This is a genomic window from Isoptericola sp. NPDC056605 (genome assembly GCF_042792795.1).
Classification (GTDB): Bacteria; Actinomycetota; Actinomycetes; order Actinomycetales; family Cellulomonadaceae; genus Isoptericola.
Genome location: NZ_JBHTVT010000012.1, coordinates 49,590 through 70,236 on the forward strand (window position 1 = coordinate 49,590; position 20,647 = coordinate 70,236).

Annotated in this window: 17 protein-coding genes and 1 other RNA gene; 7 read left to right on the top strand and 11 right to left on the bottom strand. The window is 75.4% G+C overall.

Annotation, left to right across the window (positions count from 1 at the left end; all coding sequences use genetic code 11):
• Positions 1-30: 30 nt before the first annotated feature.
• From ACFQ8Y_RS13475 to ACFQ8Y_RS13495, 5 genes are all read right to left on the bottom strand, one after another.
• The gene (locus ACFQ8Y_RS13475) at positions 31-1,248 is read right to left on the bottom strand and encodes an ABC transporter permease (RefSeq protein WP_430585765.1); all 1,218 of its coding nucleotides are present in this window, start codon (positions 1,246-1,248) and stop codon (positions 31-33) included.
• Complete coding sequence (locus tag ACFQ8Y_RS13480) at positions 1,245-1,997, bottom strand: ABC transporter ATP-binding protein (RefSeq protein WP_430550001.1); 753 nt, start codon at positions 1,995-1,997, stop codon at positions 1,245-1,247. Before ACFQ8Y_RS13480 ends, ACFQ8Y_RS13475 begins: the two co-directional genes overlap by 4 nt.
• Complete coding sequence (locus tag ACFQ8Y_RS13485) at positions 1,994-3,373, bottom strand: efflux RND transporter periplasmic adaptor subunit (protein ID WP_430585766.1); 1,380 nt, start codon at positions 3,371-3,373, stop codon at positions 1,994-1,996. Before ACFQ8Y_RS13485 ends, ACFQ8Y_RS13480 begins: the two co-directional genes overlap by 4 nt.
• A 115-nt stretch (positions 3,374-3,488) precedes the next feature.
• On the bottom strand, positions 3,489-5,309 hold the full coding sequence (locus ACFQ8Y_RS13490) for a protein kinase (protein ID WP_430585767.1): 1,821 nt from the start codon (positions 5,307-5,309) through the stop codon (positions 3,489-3,491).
• 137 nt (positions 5,310-5,446) lie between these two features.
• Positions 5,447-6,871: a dihydrolipoyl dehydrogenase family protein gene (locus ACFQ8Y_RS13495; protein WP_430585768.1), complete on the bottom strand. Its 1,425-nt coding sequence runs from the start codon at positions 6,869-6,871 to the stop codon at positions 5,447-5,449.
• A 293-nt stretch (positions 6,872-7,164) separates the two neighbouring features.
• On the opposite strand from ACFQ8Y_RS13495, the gene ACFQ8Y_RS13500 reads away from it, so the two are divergent.
• Genes ACFQ8Y_RS13500 through ACFQ8Y_RS13520 form a run of 5 tightly spaced genes read left to right on the top strand, consistent with a single transcriptional unit; the run spans position 7,165 to position 11,775 of the window.
• The gene (locus ACFQ8Y_RS13500) at positions 7,165-7,530 is read left to right on the top strand and encodes a phosphotransferase (protein WP_430585769.1); all 366 of its coding nucleotides are present in this window, start codon (positions 7,165-7,167) and stop codon (positions 7,528-7,530) included.
• A 29-nt stretch (positions 7,531-7,559) separates the two neighbouring features.
• Positions 7,560-9,308 carry a bifunctional 3'-5' exonuclease/DNA polymerase gene (locus ACFQ8Y_RS13505; protein WP_430585770.1) on the top strand — a complete coding sequence of 583 codons (1,749 nt, stop codon included), beginning with the start codon at positions 7,560-7,562 and terminating at the stop codon, positions 9,306-9,308.
• A 25-nt stretch (positions 9,309-9,333) separates the two neighbouring features.
• A complete protein-coding gene (locus tag ACFQ8Y_RS13510) occupies positions 9,334-10,296 on the top strand; it encodes a Nif3-like dinuclear metal center hexameric protein (protein WP_430549997.1) in 963 nt (320 codons plus the stop codon).
• Between the two features lie 22 nt (positions 10,297-10,318).
• On the top strand, positions 10,319-11,068 hold the full coding sequence (locus ACFQ8Y_RS13515) for a zinc ribbon domain-containing protein (RefSeq protein ID WP_430549996.1): 750 nt from the start codon (positions 10,319-10,321) through the stop codon (positions 11,066-11,068).
• On the top strand, positions 11,068-11,775 hold the full coding sequence (locus ACFQ8Y_RS13520) for a histidine phosphatase family protein (protein WP_430549995.1): 708 nt from the start codon (positions 11,068-11,070) through the stop codon (positions 11,773-11,775). Before ACFQ8Y_RS13515 ends, ACFQ8Y_RS13520 begins: the two co-directional genes overlap by 1 nt.
• A gap of 18 nt (positions 11,776-11,793) precedes the next feature.
• On the opposite strand, the gene ACFQ8Y_RS13525 is transcribed toward ACFQ8Y_RS13520, so the two are convergent.
• On the bottom strand, positions 11,794-12,147 hold the full coding sequence (locus ACFQ8Y_RS13525; RefSeq protein WP_430585771.1) for a TfoX/Sxy family protein: 354 nt from the start codon (positions 12,145-12,147) through the stop codon (positions 11,794-11,796).
• 36 nt (positions 12,148-12,183) lie between these two features.
• Positions 12,184-13,020 (bottom strand): YaaA family protein, encoded by an 837-nt coding sequence (locus ACFQ8Y_RS13530; RefSeq protein ID WP_430585772.1) that lies wholly within the window; start codon positions 13,018-13,020, stop codon positions 12,184-12,186.
• Positions 13,021-13,107: 87 nt separating this feature from the next.
• Here ACFQ8Y_RS13530 and ACFQ8Y_RS13535 point away from each other — a divergent pair, with 87 nt between their 5' ends.
• Both ACFQ8Y_RS13535 and rnpB read left to right on the top strand, forming a co-directional pair.
• Positions 13,108-13,491, top strand: a complete 384-nt coding sequence (locus ACFQ8Y_RS13535) for a tautomerase family protein (protein WP_430585773.1) — start codon at positions 13,108-13,110, stop codon at positions 13,489-13,491.
• Positions 13,492-13,551: 60 nt separating this feature from the next.
• Positions 13,552-13,956, top strand: an RNA gene (gene rnpB / locus ACFQ8Y_RS13540) — RNase P RNA component class A.
• Positions 13,957-14,799: 843 nt separating this feature from the next.
• Here the strand turns inward: rnpB and ACFQ8Y_RS13545 are convergent.
• The 4 genes from ACFQ8Y_RS13545 to ACFQ8Y_RS13560 form a co-directional block, all read right to left on the bottom strand.
• Entirely contained in the window at positions 14,800-15,975 is a 1,176-nt protein-coding gene (locus tag ACFQ8Y_RS13545; protein WP_430585774.1) for an epoxide hydrolase family protein, read from the bottom strand.
• Positions 15,976-16,098: 123 nt separating this feature from the next.
• A complete protein-coding gene (locus ACFQ8Y_RS13550) occupies positions 16,099-16,941 on the bottom strand; it encodes an alpha/beta hydrolase (protein ID WP_430585775.1) in 843 nt (280 codons plus the stop codon).
• Between the two features lie 16 nt (positions 16,942-16,957).
• Positions 16,958-17,782, bottom strand: a complete 825-nt coding sequence (locus ACFQ8Y_RS13555) for an alpha/beta fold hydrolase (protein ID WP_430585776.1) — start codon at positions 17,780-17,782, stop codon at positions 16,958-16,960.
• Positions 17,783-17,880: 98 nt separating this feature from the next.
• Positions 17,881-20,610, bottom strand: coding sequence for a LuxR C-terminal-related transcriptional regulator (locus ACFQ8Y_RS13560; protein ID WP_430585777.1), 2,730 nt, complete (start codon positions 20,608-20,610; stop codon positions 17,881-17,883).
• Positions 20,611-20,647 lie beyond the last annotated feature (37 nt).

Sequence of the window (20,647 nt, forward strand, 5' to 3'; positions counted from 1 at the left end):
CCGCCGCTCGTGATGGGGCGCGGTGCACGGCTACTCGCTCCGCAGCGCGTCGATCGGGGCGAGACGGGCGGCGCGGACGGCGGGGTAGACGCCGAACACCAGCCCGATGGCGAGCGCGACGGCGAGCGAGCCGGCCACCGCGACGGGCGAGACGACGATCGACGAGTCGAGCACCGACGGCAGGGTCACCGCGGCGAGGACACCGAGGCCGGCGCCGACGAGCCCGCCGGTGATGCCGAGGATCGACGCCTCCGTGAGGAACTGCCGCCGGATCGCCCCGGGCGGGGCGCCGAGGGCCTTGCGCAGCCCGATCTCGCGGGTCCGCTCGGTGACGGACACGAGCATGATGTTCATGACGCCGATGCCGCCGACCAGCAGGGACAGGCCCGCCACCCCGGCGAGCAGCACGGTGAGGGTGCGGTACACCGACGTCGCCGTCGACACGAGCGAGTCCTGCGAGTCGATCGTGAAGTCGGCGGCGTCCGCGCTCGTCGCGCCGTGCAGCGCGAGCAGGAGCGACTGCGCCTCCTGGTACGCGGCGGAGATGGCGTCGGTGTCGGTCGCCTTGAGGTAGATGGTGCTGACCGACGTGTCGGAGTCGCCCGTGATGCCGGACGTCATCGCGGTCATGGACACGACGGCGGTGTCGTCGAGGTTGGCCGACGCGCTCGACCCGGCCGCCTCGAGCACGCCGACGACGTCGAACGTCGTCCCGGCGATGCTCACCGTGCGCCCGACGACGCGGGTGGAGCCGAACAGCTCCGTCGCCGTCTCGGGGCCGAGCACGACCTCGTCGGTCGACCCGTCGCCGACGAACTCGCCCGAGGCGAGCTCGCGGGAGCGCACGCCGAGCCAGTCGCCGGTGACGCCGGTGACCGTGGTGGTCCAGTTGGCGTCGCCGGCCTCGAGGGACTGCGACGACTCCTTCTCGGCCGTGACGGCCGCGACGTCCGGCACGGCGACGCCGGAGCCCAGCGCGTCGGCGTCCGCCGTCGTCAGCGTGGACGCGGAGCCGAAGCCGCCGCGCACGCCGGAGGAGTCGGTGGACGACCCCGGCGTGACGATGAGCAGGTTCGACCCGAGCGAGCTGATGTCCTCGGACACGTCCTTCTGCGTGCCGAGCCCGAGGCCCACGGTGAGGATGACCGCGGCGATGCCGATGAGGATGCCCAGCACGGTCAGCAGCGAGCGCATCGTGTGCGCGCGGATCGCGTGCCACGCGGTGGCGAGGGTCTCCGCCCAGCTCATGGCGCCACCGCCCGGCCGCTCGGGGCGTCGGACGTGATCAGCCCGTCGAGCACCCGCACGACGCGGCGCGACCGTTCGGCCACCTCGTGCTCGTGCGTGATGAGCACGATGGTGCGGCCGTGCGCGTGCAGCGCGTCGAACAGGTCGAGCACGTCGGCCGTGGAGCGCGAGTCGAGGTTGCCCGTCGGCTCGTCCGCGAGGACCAGCGCGGGCTCGCCGACCAGCGCCCGCGCCACGGCGACGCGCTGCTGCTGGCCGCCCGAGAGCTGCCCCGGCCGGTTCGCCGTGCGGTCGCCGAGGCCGACGCGCTCCAGCGCCTGCACGGCCCGGGCCCGCCGCTCGGCCGGCGCCACGCCGCGGTACACGAGCGGCAGCTCGACGTTGCGCAGCGCCGACAGCGAGGGCAGCAGGTTGAACTGCTGGAACACGAACCCGATCTGCTCGTTGCGCACGCTCGCGAGGTCGGTCTCGTCCATGTCGTCCACGTCGTCGCCCGCGATCCGGTAGCTGCCGGACGTGAGCGTGTCAAGGCAACCCAGCACGTTCATGAGCGTCGACTTGCCGGAGCCGGACGGCCCCACGATCGCCACGTACTCGCCGCGCTCGATGCGCAGGTCGACGCCGCGCAGCGCCTCGAACTCCAGGTCGCCGGTGCGATAGGTCTTGCGCGCGCCCCGGAGGTCGATGACCGGGTCGGACGGCGTGTCGTCCGCCTCGAGGCCGACGACGGTCGGGCTCGGCGCGGTCACGAGTCCCCTCCTCGCCCGCCGCCGGGAGCGCCCATCTGCGAGGGGTCGAAGCCCTCGGGGAGACCGCCCTGGCCGCCGCCGCGCAGCTGGGACGGGTCGAAGCCCTCCGGCAGGTCGCCCTGCCCGCCGTCCTGCCCGCGCCCGGTGCCGGGGGTGAACGTCGTGTACTGCACGGTGTCGCCCTCGGACAGCCCCGACGTGATCTCGACCAGCTGGCCGGACGTCTCGCCCGTCTCGACCGCCTGCTCGGCGGTCGAGCCGTCGTCGCCGACGAGCGTCACGGTCGACGCGCCGTCGTCGCCCGTCGTCACGGCGGCCGCGGGCACGGACAGCACGTCGCTGCGGCGCTCGGTGACGATGGAGACGTCGACGCTCACGCCGTCGTGCAGGCCCTCCGGGTCGCCCGTCACCGTCACCGTGACCGGGTAGGCCACCGCGCCCTGCGACGTGGACGGGAGCCGGCCGATCTCGCTCACGGTGCCGAAGACGGTGTCGGTGAGGTCGTCGGACGTCATCTCGACCTGGTCGCCCGTCGCGATCGACGCGACGTCCGCCTCGCCGACGCTCACGTCGACCGTCCACGCGTCGGTGCCGACGATCGTGAACGCCGCGGCGTCCGTCGAGCCGGTGGAGCCCGACGAGCTCGCCGACCCGCCCGAGGCGCTCGGCGTCGCGCCGGTGCCGCCCTGGCCGGACGTCGAGCCGCTGCCCGAGGAGGAGCCGACCGTGTCGCCCACCGCGACCCCCACCGACGTCACCAGCCCCGCCGCGGGGGCCTGGAGCGTGGCGTGGGACATCGCGGCCTCGGCGTCGTCGGACGACTGCCGGGCGACGGCGACGGCGGCCTCGCGCGCCTCGACCGTGGCCTCGGCCGCGTCCGACCCGTCGTCGGAGTCCTGCGCGTCCGCGAGGTCCGCCTGCGCCTGGGCCAGGTCGGCCTTCGCCTGCGCCAGCGCGGCGTCGAGCTGCAGCGTGTCGACGGTCGCGAGGGTCTGCCCCTTCGTCACCGTGTCGCCCTCGGCGACCTGCACGCTCTGCACGGTGCCCGACGCCTCGAAGGACACGTCCTCCTGGACGCTCGGCGTCAGCGTGCCGGTGGTCGTGACGGACTGCTCGAACGTCGCGGTGCTCGCCTGGGCGGTGGTGGACCGGGTGGCGGCCGCCGCGTCCGGCGTGCCGGCGCGGGGCCGCAGCACGGCGAGCCAGACGACGAGCGCCGCCACCACGACGACGGCGACCGCGCCGAGCAGCACCGCGCGGCGTCCCGGGCGGCGCCCGCGCAGCCGCAGGGCGACGCGACCGCGGCGGGCCGTCGGATCGTCGGGGACCCCCGACGACGGTGAGGTCGCGGACGACCGTGAGCGCTGGAGCAACACCCTCGACTCCCTGGATCGGTGCCGCCAGGCAGGCGGCGCGTGATCCGGAGGCTAGGGAGCGTGCCTGGGACGCGGTGAGCGCGCGGCTATGCGGTTCCTGGGAGCGCCGGCGCGATCAGGGGGCAGGGGTCGAGGTGGACCCGCCGGCGTCGTCGACGGGACCGTCGGTGGGGTCGGGTTCCGCCGGAGGAGTGGTCTCCTCGTCGGTCGGGTCCGGGTCGGGCTCCGTCGGCTCGTCCGTCGGTGTCGGCGTCGAGGTCGGCTCGTCGGTCGGGGTGGGGGTCGAGGTCGGCTCGTCGGTCGGCGTGGGGGTCGACGTGGGGGTGGGGGTCGAGGTCTCCGACGGCGTCACGCTGGGCGTGGGCGTGCCGGTCGGGGTGGGCGTCGACGTCCGGTCGGGGCGCGACGTCGGCTCGTCCGGGGCCTGGGTCGTCGGGGCGGTCGTGGTCGGCGTGCGCGACGGCGTGGGCGACGGCGACGGGCTGTGCGTGACCGGCGCGACCGGGGAGCCGCCGTCGGCGTCGCGGAAGAACCAGAAGGCGCCGGCGCCGAGGGCGGCCACCAGGAGCGCGGCCACGACGATCAGGAGGATCCGACGCCGGCGGGACGGCTCGGGCTCCCCGGCGGCGGGCACCCCGGCGACGGGGGTGTCCGCGGGCGGCTCGGCCGGCGGCCCGCCCAGCACCTCGGTGGGCGCCTCCCCGGAGTCGGGGAGGGGCTCGGTCGGTTCGCCGTCGTCCGGGAGAGGTGCCTGGGGCTCGGTCGCGTCGACGGCCCCGAGCATCCGGGTGCGCTGGAGCTCCGCCTCGGCGGCGGCTGCCGCGGCGGCGGCGAGACCTGCGGCGCCGATCGCCGCCGTCCGGTGCGGGTCCTGGGCGGCGATCTGGCCCATCGTCATGGTCTGGTCGCCGTCCGGCTCCGGGGTCTCGGGTCCCGCGTCGGGGTGGGGGACGGCCACGCGGGGCGCCCCGGCGAGCAGGGTGGCGACCGTCTCGCTCATCGCACCCGCGGTCGCGAACCGCCGGGCCGGGTTCTTCGCCATCGCGCGGGCCACGAACCGGTCCACGGCGGACGGCACGGCGGCGCGGCGGGCCGACGGCGCGGGCACGGGCGCCCCGACGTGGGCCAGCAGGACGTCGCCCGGCCGGGCGCGCTCGTACGGGGGGTGCCCCGTGAGGGCGAAGTAGGCGAGGGCCCCGACCGAGTACAGGTCGCTGCGCCCGTCGAGGGGCCGGCCCTGTGCCTGCTCGGGGGACATGTACGACGCCGAGCCGGCGACGCGCTCACCTTCGCCGTCGCCGCCGCCGGGCGCGGTGAGGCCGAGGTCCAGCAGGCCGACCGTCATGCTGCCGTCGTCGTGCTGGTCGACCACGACGTTGCGCGGGCCGACGTCGCGGTGCACCAGCCCCGCCTCGTGCACCGCCGCGATCCCTTCCAGCAGCCCGCCGACCACCGAGAGCGCCACCGGCCAGGGCACGCCGGTGCCGCCCGCCAGCTCCGACAGGGGGGTGCCGGGCAGGCGACGCATGAGGAGCCAGGGGACGTTCGCGCCCGCGACCTCGTCCTCCCCGGTGTCGAGGACCTTCGCGACGCCCGGGTGGTCCATCAGGTCCGACGCCGCGACCTCGCGGGCGAGGCTGGCCCGTGCCGCCTCGTCGTCGACCAGGTGCGGGTGGAGCACCTTGACGAGGAGCGCCGGCGCGTCGCCGGACCCTTCGCCGGACCCTTCACCGGTCTCGTCGCCGGTCTCGTCGCCGGTCTCGTCGCCGGTCTCGTCGCCGGTCTCGTCACCGGGCTCGTCGGACTCGCCGGGCAGGCGGGTGGCCTCGTAGACGGTGTACGTGCCTCCCGTGCCGAGGATGTCTCCCAGCACGTACTTTCCGCCGAGCACGACGTGCCCGGCCGTCGGCTCGTCGGCCGGGTCGTTCGGCGTCATGCCGGGCACCGCGGCGAGTGCGGGGCGTCGATGCGGAGGCCTGCGGGGGAGGGCGTCGGGGCGGCGGCGAACTCGGTCATTTCAGTCATGGGCCATCACAGGATAGGTGGTGGTCACTCGTACTGCAGTGTGCCCGGTCACGCCTCCTGGAGGTCGGCCAGCGCGCTCTCGATCGCCCGGTGGAACGTCGGGTAGGCGTAGATCATGTGCCGCAGCTCGGAGACGGGCACCCGGGCCTGCACGGCGAGGGTGAGGACCGCGAGGATCTCGCCGCCCGCCGGCCCGGCGGCGGTCGCGCCGACCAGCACGCCGGCGTCGGCGTCCACGACCAGCTTGATCAGGCCCTCGTTGCCGGGACCGTGCACGAACCCGCGCGACGACGCGGCGAGGTCGGTGAGACCCGTGCGGACCGTTGTCCCGGCGTCGCGGGCGGCGGCCTCCGTGAGCCCGACGCCGCCGATCTCCGGGTCGGTGAACGTCACGTGCGGGACGGCGCGGTAGTCGGCACGCTCCTCGCCGCCGGCGTCCCCGCCGTTTCCGCTGTCGCCCCCGGCCGCGAGGATGTCCGCGACCGCGATGCGCGCCTGGTACATCGACACGTGGGTGAACGCCCCCTTGCCGGTGACGTCCCCGATCACCCAGACGCCGTCCGCCGCGCGCAGCCGGTCGTCGACCGGGATCGTGCGGCCCGTGTCGTCGATGCCGACCGTCGCGACGCCGAGCGCCCGCAGGTCGGTACGGCGGCCCGCAGCCACCAGCAGCCGCTCGGAGACGAGCTGCGTGCCGTCGCCCAGGGTCAGGGTGAACCCGCCGCCGTCGTGCGAGACCGACGACACCTTGGCATCGGTGCGCACCCCGATGCCCTCGGCGGCGAAGCGGCCGGCCAGGAGCGTGCTCGCCTCGGGCTCGTCGGGCGCCAGCAGGCGCGGGCCCGCCTCGACGACCTCCACGGCGGTGCCGAACCGGGCGAAGACCTGCGCCAGCTCGCAGCCGATGGCGCCGCCGCCCAGCACGGTGAGCGACGCCGGCGCCTCGGTCGCGCGCACGGCGTCGCGGTTGGTCCAGTAGGGGGTGTCGGCCAGGCCCTCCACCGGCGGCACGGCCGGCTCGGTGCCCGGGTTGAGCAGGACGCCGCGCGTCGCGCGGAAGCGGCGCTCGCCGTCGGCCGTCGCCACGACGACCTCGCCCGGTCCGGCCAGGCGCCCACGGCCGCGCACGACGCGCGCGCCCGCCTTCTCCAGCCGCTCGACGGCGGCGGTGTCGTCCCAGTCGACGGTCGCCTCGTCGCGGACGCGCGCGGCGACGGGCGCCCAGTCCGGCACGACGTCGACCCGCCCGGCCAGCGTGCCCGCCCGGCGGGCCTCCGCGAGCGCGTCCGACGCGCGCACCATCATCTTGGTCGGGATGCAGCCGAAGTAGGGGCACTCGCCGCCGACCAGCCGCGCCTCGACCGCGACGACGTCGAGCCCTGCGCGGGCCAGCCGACCGGTCGCGTCCTCCCCGCCCGGACCCGTGCCGATCACCACGACGTCGACGGTCTCGACGGGCTGCTCGGTCGTCATGCGGTCCTCCTCGTGCGGGGTGCGGGCTGCGGGCTGCGGGCCCGGCCGGCCGGGGACTCCGACCTGGGCCAGCGCACCACATCGGCGCGCTCGTCGCGCGGCGAGATGCCGGTGCCGGTGGTCGCACACCTCTGCCACGCTGGCGCGTTGGAGCTGATCGCCGCGGGTCGCGACGCCGACGTCTTCGCCCTGGACGACCACCGGGTGCTGCGCCGCTACCGCGACGGCCGTCCCGCGCACCGGACGCCACCCTGCTCGCCGCCGTCGTCGACGCGGGGTACCCGGCGCCCGCCGTGCTCGGGGTCGACGGCCCCGGCATGCTGCTCGAGCGGCTGGCCGGCCCCACGCTGGCGGACGAGCTGCTGGCGGGCCGCCGCGACGCGGGCGAGGCGGGAGCCCTCCTCGCGTCGCTGCACGCGCGCCTGCACGCCCTGCCCTGGCCGGACGGGCCCCTCCTGCACCTCGACCTGCACCCGTCGAACGTGGTGCTGGCCGCGCGCGGGCCCGTGGTGATCGACTGGACCGACGCCCGGACCGGGCCCGGCTACCGCGACCACCTGGGCGAGGCGGTCGCGCGGCGTCGTGCCGTTCCCGTGCTGACCGACCACGAGCTCGCGCGGCTGGACGACGCCCGGGCGCTCGCGGCCCGACCTGCCTGAGCGTCGGTGGGGGACGGCAGGATGGCCTCGTGCACGTCGTCCTGACCCGAGAGCCCGGCGGCACGGTCCGCGTGCACGACGGTACGCAGCGTGCCGTGCCCGCCGCGGACCTGCCCGCGCTCGTGGCGGACGCGGAGGACGGCGCGCGCAAGGGGGGCGTCGTGCCGCGCTGGACGTGGGACGACACGAACCGCTGGTACCTCGGACTGCTGCGGGCGGGCGTCCGCGTGGAGCGGTCGCACGACCTGCGCCTCGTGCACCGCGTCCTGCGGCACTCCACGGCGACCGCGGGCTCGGAGCTCGCGGGGTCGCCGGCCGGCGCGTGGGACACGATGACCCCGACGCCGGCGGGCGCGGCGGCGCCGGTGGGCGCCCGCCGCGCGCCGCAGGGCGAGGCGCTCTTCGACCTCGCGGCACCCGCGCCGTCGGCCCCGGCCCCGCAGGGGGGCGAGGCGGTCGACCCCGTGGCGGAGCTGCGGCGGCAGGAGGACGCGGTGCGCGGCTCGACGGCGCCCGGGCGGCTGCGGCTGCTCGCGGCGGGGGAGTCGGCGGGTGCTCTGGTCGCGGCCGAGATGCACCACGCCGGGCTGCCGTGGCGCGCCGACGTGCACGACGCCGTCCTCACCGAGGCGCTGGGCCCCCGGCCGCCCGAGGGGCAGCGACCCGCGCGGCTCGAGGAGCTCGCCCGGCAGATCCGGGCGGCCCTCGACGCGCCGCCGTCCCTCAACCCCGACTCGCACCCCGACCTGCTCAAGGCGATGCAGTACGCGGGTGTCGGGGCGCGCAGCCTGCGCAAGTGGGAGCTCTCGACGATCGACCACCCGGTCGTCCCGCCGCTGCTGGAGTACAAGAACCTCTACCGGCTGCTCACCGCCAACGGCTGGCACTGGCTCGACGAGTGGGTGACCGACGGGAGGTTCCGCACCGAGTACGTGGTGGGCGGCGTGGTGACCGGACGCTGGGCCTCCACCGGTGGTGGGGCGCTGCAGCTCCCGAAGGGCGTGCGGCGCGCGGTGGTCGCCGACCCGGGCTGGTGCCTCGTCGTGGCGGACGTCGCCCAGCTCGAGCCGCGCGTCCTGGCGGGCATGGCGGGCGACGAGGCGATGGCGACGGCGGGCCGCGCCGGCGACCTGTATGCCGGCATCGTCGCGTCCGGGGCGGTGCCGACGCGGGAGCTGGCCAAGGTGGGCATGCTCGGCGCGATGTACGGCGGCACCACGGGGGCGAGCGCCCAGGTGCTGCCGCGGCTGGGCCGGGAGTACCCGCGGGCGATCGCGCTGGTGGAGGAGGCGGCCCGCACGGGGGAGCGCGGCGGCGTCGTGACGACGTGGCTCGGCCGGTCGTCCCCCGCCCCCGGCTCCGCCTGGGACGAGGCGCAGGCGGGGGCGTTCGCCGACGACGCGGGGGCCGACGCCGCGGCGCGCGCCCGGTCGGCGACCCGGTCGTGGGGGCGGTTCACCCGTAACTTCGTGGTGCAGGGCACCGCGGCGGAGTGGGCGCTGTGCTGGCTGGCCTCGATCCGCCGCCGCCTCTGGGCGCTCGGCGCCGCCGGGGGAGCGCGGCCCGGCCTGGCCCCCGCCCCGTTCGCCGACCGCCCGCACCTGGCGTTCTTCCTGCACGACGAGGTGGTGGTGCACGCCCCGCGGGAGCTCGCCGACGTGGTCGCGGCCGAGGTGCGCGCGGCCGCCGAGGAAGCGGGCCGCCTGCTGTTCGGGGACTTCCCGGTCGACTTCCCGCTGACCGTCGCGGCGGTCGACTCCTACGCCGACGCCAAGTGACCGGCCCCGGCTTTAGGGTCGGGCCATGACCACCGGTACCGGAGACAGCACCGCACCGCGCACCCCCGCGAACCCTCCGAGGCTGCGCGACGTCGTCGCCGCCCTCGAGGACCTCTACCCGCCGTCGACGGCGGAGGGCTGGGACGCCGTCGGCCTGGTGGTGGGCGACCCGGCGGCGCCGGTGCGCAAGATCCTGTTCGCCGTGGACCCCGTGGCCGCGGTGGTCGACGAGGCGATCGCCTGGGGCGCGGACCTGCTCGTCACCCATCACCCCCTGTTCCTGCGGCCCGTGCACTCGGTGGCGGCGACGACGTTCAAGGGCGACGTCGTGCACCGGCTGCTCACCGCGGGCTGCGGCCTGTACGTCGCGCACACCAACGCCGACGCCGCCCCGCGCGGCGTCGCGGACGCGCTCGCGGACCTCGTCGGCATCACCGACCGGAGCCCCCTCGTCGTCGGGGACGACGGCGACGGGGTCGTGCGGGGGATCGGCCGGGTCGGGCGGCTCGCCGAGCCCACGACGCTCGGTGCGTTCGCCGAGCGCGTCGCGGCCGTGCTGCCGGCGACGGCGCAGGGCGTGCGCGTCGCCGGCGACCTCGACGCCCCGGTCGCGACCGCCGCCGTGGTGGGCGGCTCCGGGGACTCGCTGTTCGACGCGGTCCGAGCCGCCGCCGTCGACGTCTACGTGACCGCCGACCTGCGCCACCACCCCGCCTCGGAGCTGCGGGAGCGGGCGGACTTCGAGGCGGGACCCGGCGGCACGGCGACGCCGTTCCTCGTGGACGTGGCCCACTTCGCGAGCGAGTGGCCGTGGCTCGCGTACGCCGCCGACGACGTCCTGGCGCGGCTCGGGGAGCGGGCCGGAGGGGGGACCGGAGACGGTTCCGGAGAAGGTACGGTGACCACGAGGGTGAGCACGATCGGCACCGACCCGTGGACCGCGCGGGTGCCGAGCACCGTGCGCGAGACCGACCGCCCCACCAGCTGAATCACTGCGAGAGGACCCGCCCGTGGCCACTGCACCCCCCGAGGACCAGCGCCGACTGCTCGAGGTCCAGGCCCTCGACACCCGGCTGCAGCAGCTCGTCCACCAGCGCCGCAACCACCCGGCGCTGGCGACCATCGCCGAGCTCGACGGCCGCATCGGTGACCTGCACACGTCGCTCGTCGACTCGCGCACCGCCGTGGCCGACCTCGAGCGTGAGCTCGCCAAGGCGGAGTCCGACGTCGCCCAGGTGCGCACCCGGGCCGAGCGCGACCAGCAGAAGCTCGACTCCGGCGCCCTGTCGGCGAAGGACTCCCAGGCCCTGGTGAGCGAGCTCGAGTCCCTGGCCCGCCGCCAGTCGGTCCTCGAGGACGCCGAGATCGAGGTCATGGAGCGCCTGGAGGCGCACCAGGGCTCGCTGGCCGAGGTGGAGTCGGCGCACGCCGAGCTCGAGGCCGCGAAGGCGAAGGCCACCGCCGAGCGGGACGAGGCCTGGGCCGAGATCAACGCGACCGGGTCGAAGGTCAAGGCGGAGCGCGAGGCGACCGCGGCCGGGCTCGACGCTGGCCTGGTCGCCCTGTACGACAAGCTGCGCGCCCAGCTCGGTGGTGTCGGCGCCGCGGCGCTGCGCGGCGGCCGGTGCGAGGGCTGCCGCCTCGACCTCAACCCCCGCGACCTCGCCGCGGTCAAGGCGGCCCCGCCCGAGCAGGTCGTGCGGTGCGAGGAGTGCGGCCGCATCCTCGTGCGCCCGGCGGACGACGGCGCCGCGGCCTGATGACCCGACCGTCCGGAGCGAGCCCGGCGGCGGGCACCGGGGCGGGCACCACCCTGCGCACCGTCGTGCTCGTCCGGCACGGCGTGACGGAGCTGACCGAGGCGCGCGCCTACTCGGGCGGCGGCGTCCCCGGGCCGTCGCTGACGACGCGGGGACGCACCCAGGCGGCGCGCGCCGCGGACGCCGTCTTCCGCCTCGGCAAGGACCTGTGGCCGGACCTGCCGCGCGCGGGTGCCCTCGTCGCCTCGCCCCTCGTGCGCACGCTCGAGACCGCCGCGGCGGTCGGGCGGCGCACCGGCCAGCACGTGCGCCCGGACGACCGGTTCGCCGAGTGCGTGTTCGGTGACTGGGAGGGCCTCACCCCCGACGCCATCGCCGCCGGCTGGCCCGACGAGTTCGCCGCCTGGGCCACGACGGGCACCGACCGGGCGCCCGGCGGCGAGTCGTACGAGGACGTGGGCGAGCGGGCGTGGGCCGGGCTGCGGGACGTCGTCACCGCGACGGACCCGGGCGCGGCGACCGTCGTCGTCGCGCACACCGTGACGATCCGCGCCCTGGCGGGGCGTTCGCTCGGTGCGCCCGCGTCGTCGTGGCGGCTGCTGCGCGTGCCTCCCTGCTCGCTCACCGTGCTGCGCTTCGGCCTCGGGGAGGACGGCGAGCCTGCGCTCGCGGAGGTCACCGCGGCCGGTTTTCCGACCGACGCCTGAGCCCGCGTGCCGCGCCGCCTACCCCTTCGCCCTGGTGGGCCGGGGCGGCTGGGGAGGGGTGGCCAGGGCGAGGTCGACACCGCGGGCCACCCAGTGGTGCAGCGCGTCCTCGTCGGCGGTGACCGACGCCGCCACCCCGACCGTCCCGCGCATCACGCGTTCGCCCATGCGCAGCTCGTGCGCCCCGTCTGCGAGAGCCGCGTCGTAGCCGTCCGTGCCGACGCGCACCATGAGCTCGTCGCGGGTGATCCCGACGGCCATGTGCGTGTGCACCATGAACGCCAGCCCGCCGAACATCTTCTGCTCGGTGAACTCCGCGCGCTCGGCGACGGCGTCGCGCACGCGCGCGGCGAGGACCTCGTCGTAGGCCATGCGGCCAGTGTCGCCGGGTGTCCGACGACCCGCCCGTCAGGCGATGACGACCTCGAGGGTGCGCGGGCCGCGCCGGGTGGCGGCGTCGTGCAGGGTGGCCTCGACCATCCGGTACGACAGGCCCGTCCCGACCTCCGTGCCGATGACCTGACCGTCGAGCTCGCGGGCGGCGTCGAGCAGCTCCGCGGCGCTGGTGGGCGCCGGGCCGGAGCGGCGCAGCAGGTGGCCCGCGAGCACGCCGCGCGTGTGCTTGGCGTTGTGCGAGACGACGGCGCGCTTCCCGTCCGTCTCGCGCACCACGCGGACGGCCACCCAGTCGGCGGCCGCGTCGCCGGTCGTGGCCGGCTTCCACGCGGCGAGGTAGGCGGCCGAGCGGCAGTCGACGACGACGTCGCCCGTGGCACGCGCGTCGAGGGCGGCGGACAGGTGCGACCGCCACGCGGTGGCGAGCTTGCCGACACCGGGCAGGTCGACGCCCATCGAGAGGCGGTACGCCGGGATGCGGTCGGCGGGGGAGACGGCGCCCCACAGGCCCGAGAAGACGCGGACGTCGTCGGCGGCGCGGCGGGCCGCGTCGCCGGGCAGGTCCGCGAGGCCGGCCGCGGCGTACAGCACGCCGGTGTAGACCTGGGCGGCGGGCGCCGTCGGCGCGGCCTTGAGGTCGGTGTTGCGCGCGACCTCGTCGCCGAGCGACGCGCCCACGCCCAGGAGGCCGGTCGCGTCCGGCCGGGCGCTCGCGGCGGCGAGCGCGTCGAGCACCGCGCGGCGCTGGTCGGTGAGGTGCGCCGCCGCCGTGAGGCGGGCCAGGTCGACCGGGGCGGCACCCTCGGGCGCGGGGGTCTTGCCCTCGGAGGGCGGCAGGCAGATCAGCACCCGGACACCCTATGACCGCGCCGGGCGGGTCTCGGCAGCCGGACCTGCCGGTGACAGTGCGGTCCGTCACCGCTAGCGTCGCCGGGCATGGTCCAGGTGAAGATCTACGGCAACCGACGGGTGTGGGGTCAGCGGCGCACGGAGGTCTCCGACGCGCTGCACGCGGCGCTGGTCGGTGCCTGGCGGATCCCCGAGGACAAGCGGTTCCACCGGTTCCTGCTGCTGGACGACGGCGACCTGGTCGCACCCCGCTCGGACGAGTACCTCATGATCGAGATCGTGGCGTTCGCCGGGCGCACGCGGGAGGCCAAGCGCGAGCTGATCCGGCGCGTGTACGACGACGTCGCGCCCGCCCTGGGCGTCGCGACGGACGACGTCGAGCTGGTCGTCATCGAGTCGCCCGCCGAGAGCTGGGGGATCCGCGGCCGCTCCGGCGACGAGCTGTCGCTGAGCTACAAGGTCGACGTCTGACCCTGCCGGCGTGAGAGGGCGTCCGACCGGCTCGACGGCGCATAGACTGTGCGACGCGGACGAGTCGGTCGGACGGTCGCGTCGGCGGTGCCCTCGGGCGCCGTCGCCGAGGAACGTCCGGGCTCCGAAGGGCGAGGTGGTGGCTAACGGCCACCCGGGGTGACCCGCGGGACAGTGCCACAGAAAACAGACCGCCGTCGCCGGGCAACCGGTGGCGGTGAGGGTGAAACGGTGGTGTAAGAGACCACCAGCGCGGCCGGTGACGGTCGTGGCTCGGTAAACCCCACCTGGAGCAAGGTCAGACAGATTGTGTTTGAGGGTTGCCCGCCCGATTCTCTTCGGAGAAGCACAGTCGGGTAGACCGCTCGAGCCCTGCGGCAACGCAGGGCCTAGATGGATGACCGTCGCCCGCGCCCGGGTAACCGGGCGCGGGAACAGAACCCGGCGTACAGACCGGCTCGTCCGCCACAACGAAATGACCCATGGAGCGGTTAGTCCCGCGGGTCATAGGGCCACGAACGGAAACGCGAGTTACCCCTGTGTACGCATTCGGCGCCCCGCCGGTGGGTGTCCGACGCGTCCCTGCATCCGAGCGGCCGTCGCCGTAATCTGCCCGAATGGACTGGGGTGACGTTCCGACGTGGGTGGCTGCGATTGCGGCCGTACTGGCGCTAGTCGCAGCCGCGCTGGCAGTCGTCCCTGCATGGCGCACCTACAGGCTCGCCAAAACCGAGGCGGAGATGGACCAAGCAAGGCTCGTCGTTGCCTGGAGGACTCCGCACGTTCCTGACGAAGCGGTGGACCTGGCGGTCGTCAACAACAGCACCATGCCCGTGTGGGATCTCACGGTTCACGTTCTCTCAGTGCCGTCGGAGACGGTCGTCCAGGTTGTTAGGTCGCCGGTACTGCCACCTGCAAATGGCCCATCGACGACCGCCACGATGCACCTGGGGTCGACCGGCCACACCCCGCCCACTTCGGATACGGACATAGTCTGCGCAACGTGGTTCCGCGATCATCGCAACGTCTGGTGGCGGCGATCGTGGCGAGGTGACCTGGAGAAGGCGCAAGCACCCGACGAGATTCCGACCCGACCGCCATATCGGCTGCGCTGATGAACCAGCTGCATTTCGAAGACCAGGCGATCACGCAATGAGTGATGTAACCGACCCGACGCACGGAGCGCGTATCAGCGCACTGACCCTCTTTCTGGACACCCCGGTGCCCAGGACTCCGGGCGCTGCCATGAGGTGACGGGTGGCCGAGTCGCTGTTGGCATTGGTGCTGCCCGGACCGGCTCGTCCGCACTCATCTGCTCGCGGCCAGCACGGCCGCGAGGCCGGCGCGCAGGTCCTTGACGAAGAAGTCGGGGACCTCCAGCGACGGGAAGTGCCCGCCGCGCTCGGGCTCGGTCCACCGGACGATCCGCCGGTAGCGCTGCTCCGCCCAGGCGCGCGGGGTACGCGACTCGATGTCGCCGGGATACATGGTGAGGGCGCAGGGGACGTCCACCCGCAGGTCGGGGTCCAGGGAGCCGGGGCTCTCGGCGTAGATGCGGGCGGCCGAGGCGCCGGTCCGGGTCAGCCAGTACAGGGTGACGTCGTCGAGGATCCGGTCCCGCGAGATCGTCTCGAACGGGCTGTCCTCGGTGTCGGACCACTCGGCGAACTTGTCGAGGATCCAGGCGAGCAGGCCGACGGGCGAGTCGACGAGCGAGTACCCGATGGTCTGCGGCCGGGTCGCCTGCTGCGTCGCGTACGACCGGTGGTGGAGCCAGAAGTCACGGGTCTCCTCGGCGTGCCGGCGCTCCTGCGCCGTCAGGCCGTCCGTCGTCATCCCGGGCGGTGCCAGGGCGAGCGTGGTGTGGATGCCGAGCACGTGCGCGGGGAACCTCCCGCCGAGGACCGCGGTGACGTTGCCGCCCCAGTCCCCGCCGTGGGCGAGGAACTCGTCGTAGCCGAGCCGTCCCATCAGCTCCACCCACGCGGCCGCGGTCTTCTCGACGCCCCATCCGGTGACGGCCGGCCTGTCGCTGTAGCCGAAACCGGGCAGGGACGGGACGACGACGTGGAACGCCGGCGCGCCGGGGTCCGTCGGATCGGCCAGCTCGTCCACCACGTCGACGAACTCGGCGACGCTGCCCGGCCAGCCGTGGGTCAGGATCAGCGGCGTGGCGTCCGCGCGCGGGGACCGGCGGTGCAGGAAGTGGATGCCCAGGCCGTCGACGGTCGTGCGGAACTGGCCGATCTCCTCGAGGCGCCTCTCGAACGCCCGCCAGTCGTACCCGGTGCGCCAGTGGTCGACGACGTCCACGAGGTCGGCCAGGGGGACCCCCTGGTCCCACCGGCGCGGGTCGGGCGCGGGGCGGCGGACCGTCTCCGGCTCCGGCAGCCGTGCCGCGGCGAGCCGCGCGCGCAGGTCGTCGAGGTCGGCGTCGGTGGCGCGGGACTCGAACGCCTGGACGTCGCTGGACAGGTGGGGCATGGGGGCTCCTGGTCGTCGCGAAGCCGGCTCCGCCGTCGGGAGCCGACCTCACGGTTCTACCAAGCGGCCCTGACACGCCGGGGGAGTGGTCCGCCCCCGGCGCGTCCGCCCGCGCGTCCGGCGTCAGGCCGTGGCCCGCTCGGCCCCCTGCGCGTGCTCGACGGCCCAGGCGAGGGCGTGGTCGGCCACCTGCTCCCAGCCCGGCGCTCCGCAGGTCCAGTGGTCGCGGTCCTCGAACTCGTAGTACTCGGTGAGCGCCGGGGACTTCTCCCAGTGCTTGGCGTTCGACCGGTTCACCGACGCCGGCATGATGTGGTCCTGCCCGCCGGCGATGAACAGCAGGGGCGCCCGGTCGGTGCTGAAGTCCACCCAGGTCTCCTGGTGCCCGGGCTTGAAGTTGGCGATCAGGCCGTAGTCCCACACCCAGCGTCCGGGCGCCGGGATCGCGTAGCGCTCCCACACCGCCCGGGACTCCTCCTCCGAGAGGGTGTTGGTGAACGCGTAGTGGAACTCCTCGGGCGTGAACCCGACGGCGCGGTGCCGGTTCGCGGGGTTCTTGAGCGCGGGGAGGAGCGACCTCGCCTGCGACGGCGGGTTGACCCGCACGCCCTCGGTCGGGGCGGAGTCGATGACCACCCCGGCGGCGCCGAGGCCCCGGGCCAGGAGGATCTGGGTCAGGGCACCCCCGAAGGAGTGGCCCATGATGATCGGCGGCCGGTCCAGGGCGGTGATGACGCCGGCGAGGTGATCGACGGTCTCGGGGACCGACAGGTCCGCGATGACCTGCGGGTTCTCGCGGAGAGCCTCGACCTCGATCTCGAACCCGGGATACGCGGGCGTCACGACGGTGAGGCCCTTCTCCTGATAGTGCTGGACCCAGCCCTCCCAGCTGCGGGGGGTCATCCAGAGGCCGTGGACGAGGACGACGGTGTCGGGTGCGGTGCTGCCTGAAGTGTCGGAGCTCATGGTCGTGGGGTCCCTCTCAGGAGTTGATGAACGCCAGCAGGTCCGCGTGCAGCCGGTCGCGGTCGGTGTCGGGCAGGGCGTGGCCGCTGCCCGGATAGGTCAGGAGGCGGGCGTCGGGGATGAGCTCGACCGACCGCCTGCCCCCGACGTCGTAGGGCACGATCTGGTCGTCGTCGCCGTGGATCACCAGGGCCGGGACGTCGATCGCGGCCAGGTCGGGCCGGAAGTCCGTCGCGGAGAACGCCGCGATGCACTCGTACGCCGCGCGGTGACCGCAGGCCATGCTCTGGAGCCAGAAGGCGTCGCGGAAGCCCTGGTCGACGTCGCCGCGGCGGTTGTGCCCGAAGAACGGCCCGTCGGCCAGGTCCCGGTAGAGCTGCGACCGGTCCGCGCGCTCGCCGGCGCGGATCTGGTCGAACACCTCCAGCGGCAGCCCGTCGGGGTTGTCGTCGGTCCGCACCATGAGGGGCGGGACGGCGGACACCAGGACGACGCGGGCCACGCGGTCGGTGCCGTGCCGTGCGACGTACCGCACGACCTCGCCGCCGCCGGTGGAGTGGCCGACCAGGGTGAGGTCGCGCAGGTCGAGCGCGTCGACCAGGCACGCCAGGTCGTCGGCGTAGGTGTCCATCTCGTTGCCGTCCCAGGTGCGGCTCGACCGTCCGTGCCCCCGCCGGTCGTGCGCGATGGCGCGGTGGCCGTGCTCGGCGAGGAACAGGGCGGCGGCCGCCCAGGCGTCGGAGTTGAGGGGCCAGCCGTGGCTGAGGAGGACGGGCGTCCCCTCGGTGCCCCAGTCGGTGTAGTAGATCTCGGCACCGTCGTCGGCGGTGATGTAGGGCACGGTGGGCCTCCCTGGCGCTGGTCGGGACGGGTTGCTCCGAGGGTCCCCGCCTTCCGGTCCTGCCCGGACCACGTGGTTCGCGTAGTCCGTGGCCGGGCCTACGGGGTGACGGGGCCGAAGCGCTCGGAGAGCTGTCGCCGGGACGTGACGCCGAGCTTCTGGAAGACCTTTCTCAGGTGGTAGTCGACGGTGTGGGGGCTGAGGAACAGGCGGGCCGCGATCTCGGCGTTGGTCCGTCCGGCCGCGGCCATCGTGGCGACGGCCCGTTCCTGCGTCGTCAGGTCCTGGCCGGACCTGGGAGCCGGCGCGCCCGCGGTGCCGCCGGCCGCCTCGAGCTCGGCGCGGATCCGGCCCTGGAAGACGGTGGCGCCGCTGCGGTCGGCGAGGTCCAGGGCGAGGTGGAGGTGCGTGGCGGCGTCCCGCCGTCGTCGGGCCCGTCGGAGCCACTCGCCGTAGACGAGGTGCGAGCGTGCGAGCTCGACGGTCGCGCCGGTGCTCGAGAGCGCGTCGACCGACGCCGCGTAGTGGGACTCGTCGTCGTCGGAGCCGGCGAGGGCGAGGGCACGCTCGGCGAGGCCGCGGCACCATGCGGAGCCGTTCGCCCCCGCGCGCACGTCGAGCGCCGCGGCAGCGCGTGCCGCGTCCTCGGGCCGACCGCTCCGCACGGCCGCCTCGGCGTAGTCGGCGAGGTGGAGCGGGGTGACCTGCAGGAACGGATCCTCGACGAGGGGGTGGAGCCGCGCGAAGGCCCGTTCGTAACGGCGCTCGGCGAGATGGCGGACCGCGAGGGCCGCGGTGGCCGACGCCTCGACGCCGCCCCACCCGGCCGCGGCGGCGCCCTGCCCGACGGCCTCCACGGTCTCGTCCGGGCTCCCGCTCCAGGCCATGACGGCCGCGTTGACGACGTTCTCGCCGTCGTAGCCCATCGCCCGGCGGACCTCGCGGACCGTCGCGTCGAAGGAGAGGGCGCGGCTCACGGTGCCCCCCATGAGCTCCGACAGCGCGCCGACCCAGAGCAGGGTGTCGAGCGCCTGCAGGGCGCCCCCGTCCCGCGCGGCGCGCATCGCCCGCTCCAGTCCCGCCCGGCGCCCGGCGTCGTCCCACAGGAAGGCGCCGATCGCCGCGATCAGGGTGCCCAGGTGGACCAGGTCCCGGTCCGGCAGCGCGAGGATCGCGTCGAAGGCCTCGCGCACCGGTCGGACGGCGCGCTCGTACGGCTCGAGGATCAGTGCGGCGACCCCCCGCAGGATCACGGAGGCAGGACCGGGCGTCTCCGCCCCGGCGGCGATCCGGCGCCCCAGCGTCGGGATGTCGACCCCGACCAGGAGCCGGTCCGCGCTGCTGCACCGTTCGAAGGCCTGCAGGAGCGCGCGCTGCTCCCGCTCGACGTCGTGGCCGTGGAACTCGTCGGCGGCCCGGAGCTGGTCGGAGGTCGACGCCCGGACGCCGTCGGGATCGGAGACGAACAGGGCGGCGGCGCTACGGACGAGGATCGCGCGGCCGCGCGTCACCCGGTCGAGGCCCGCCTCCCGGACGTTCGCGAGCAGGCGCACGGCGACGTCGGCGGCCCCTGCCTCCAGGGCGGCCTCGGCGGCGCCGACCAGCCGCTCGCCACGCACTGGACCGGACGGCGTGAGCTCGGCCGCGCGGGCGAGGATGCTGGCGCGCGACGACGAGCCGCCACGCTGCGCCGCGAGGTCCGCCGCACGCACGAGGCGTTCCGCGACGGTCTCGTCGGTCCCGCTCGCCGCGCGCGAGGCGTGCCACGCCTCGGTCTCGACGAGCCCGAGCTTCGCGGCGGCCTCCGCCAGCGCGCCGTGGACCCTCCGGCGCTCGGCCCGGGACGCCGACCCGTAGACCGCGGACCGGACGAGGGGGTGCCGGAACCCGACCGTCGGTTCGAGGTGCACGAGGCCGGCCGACTCCGCGTCCTCCCGACGGGAGGGATCGATGGCGAGGGCGGCGCCGGCGATCTCGAGCAGCTCCAGGTCGCCGGTGGAGTCGGTCGCGGCGAGCAGGAGCCAGCGCTGCGAGGCCGGCGGCAGGTGCATGACGCGGCGCAGGTAGTGGGCCTCCAGGTGCTGCCCGACGGGCACCGGCTCGGGGCCGAGACCGAGGTCGGTCATCTCCCGGAGCAGGGGATCGGCCGCCAGGTCGACCAGGGCCAGCGGGTTGCCCTCCGTCGCGCGGACGATCGCGGCGGTGGCCGTCGGGGTGAACGGCCCCGCCGCGGACCGGTTCAGCAGCGCCGCGGCCGGCTCGGGCGACAGCCCCGCGAGCGCGAGGACCGGCACCCCGCGCAGCACCGCGTCCAGCTCGCGCTCCTCGCGCCCGGCGAGGACGAGCGCCAGGCGCTCGGCGCCGAGGCGGCGCGCGACGAATGCGAACGACTCGAGGCTCTCGCGGTCGAGGAGGTGCGCGTCGTCGACGGTGCAGAGCAGCCCGGCCCGGGTGCTTGCGGCGGCGAGCAGGCTGAGCACGCCGAGGCCGACCAGGAACCGGTCCGGCGGGGGCCCGTCGGCGGCGCCCGAGGCCACCTGGAGGCTCAGGCGTTGCCGCTCCGGGATCTCGGCCAGGTGCTCCCGCAGCACTCCGGTGAGGCGCTCGACCGCCGCGTACGGCATGGACGACTCCGACTCGTAGCCGTCGAGGCGCAGGACCCGTGTCCCGGCGCCCGGCGCGGCGTCACGCAGCAGGGTCGTCTTCCCGACGCCGGGCTCACCGAGGACCAGGAGCGCGCTGCCGTGCCCGTTGCGGGCCGCGCCGACCACCTCGGCGACCCTTCGCTGTTCGCTCTCGCGGCCGAGCAGGCCGCCGGTGCCGTGCACGAGCCACACGATAGGGAAGCGCTCCCACGCCTGCGCG

What these genes read in the sequence shown, in the direction of transcription:
- ACFQ8Y_RS13550 (WP_430585775.1), bottom strand. Translation starts at nt 16,941, where the DNA reads ATGAGCTCCGACACTTCAGGCAGCACCGCACCCGACACCGTCGTCCTC.
- ACFQ8Y_RS13475 (WP_430585765.1), bottom strand. Translation starts at nt 1,248, where the DNA reads ATGAGCTGGGCGGAGACCCTCGCCACCGCGTGGCACGCGATCCGCGCG.
- ACFQ8Y_RS13525 (WP_430585771.1), bottom strand. Translation starts at nt 12,147, where the DNA reads ATGGCCTACGACGAGGTCCTCGCCGCGCGCGTGCGCGACGCCGTCGCC.
- ACFQ8Y_RS13520 (WP_430549995.1), top strand. Translation starts at nt 11,068, where the DNA reads ATGACCCGACCGTCCGGAGCGAGCCCGGCGGCGGGCACCGGGGCGGGC.
- ACFQ8Y_RS13490 (WP_430585767.1), bottom strand. Translation starts at nt 5,309, where the DNA reads ATGACGCCGAACGACCCGGCCGACGAGCCGACGGCCGGGCACGTCGTG.
- ACFQ8Y_RS13535 (WP_430585773.1), top strand. Translation starts at nt 13,108, where the DNA reads ATGGTCCAGGTGAAGATCTACGGCAACCGACGGGTGTGGGGTCAGCGG.
- ACFQ8Y_RS13510 (WP_430549997.1), top strand. Translation starts at nt 9,334, where the DNA reads ATGACCACCGGTACCGGAGACAGCACCGCACCGCGCACCCCCGCGAAC.
- ACFQ8Y_RS13495 (WP_430585768.1), bottom strand. Translation starts at nt 6,871, where the DNA reads ATGACGACCGAGCAGCCCGTCGAGACCGTCGACGTCGTGGTGATCGGC.
- ACFQ8Y_RS13545 (WP_430585774.1), bottom strand. Translation starts at nt 15,975, where the DNA reads ATGCCCCACCTGTCCAGCGACGTCCAGGCGTTCGAGTCCCGCGCCACC.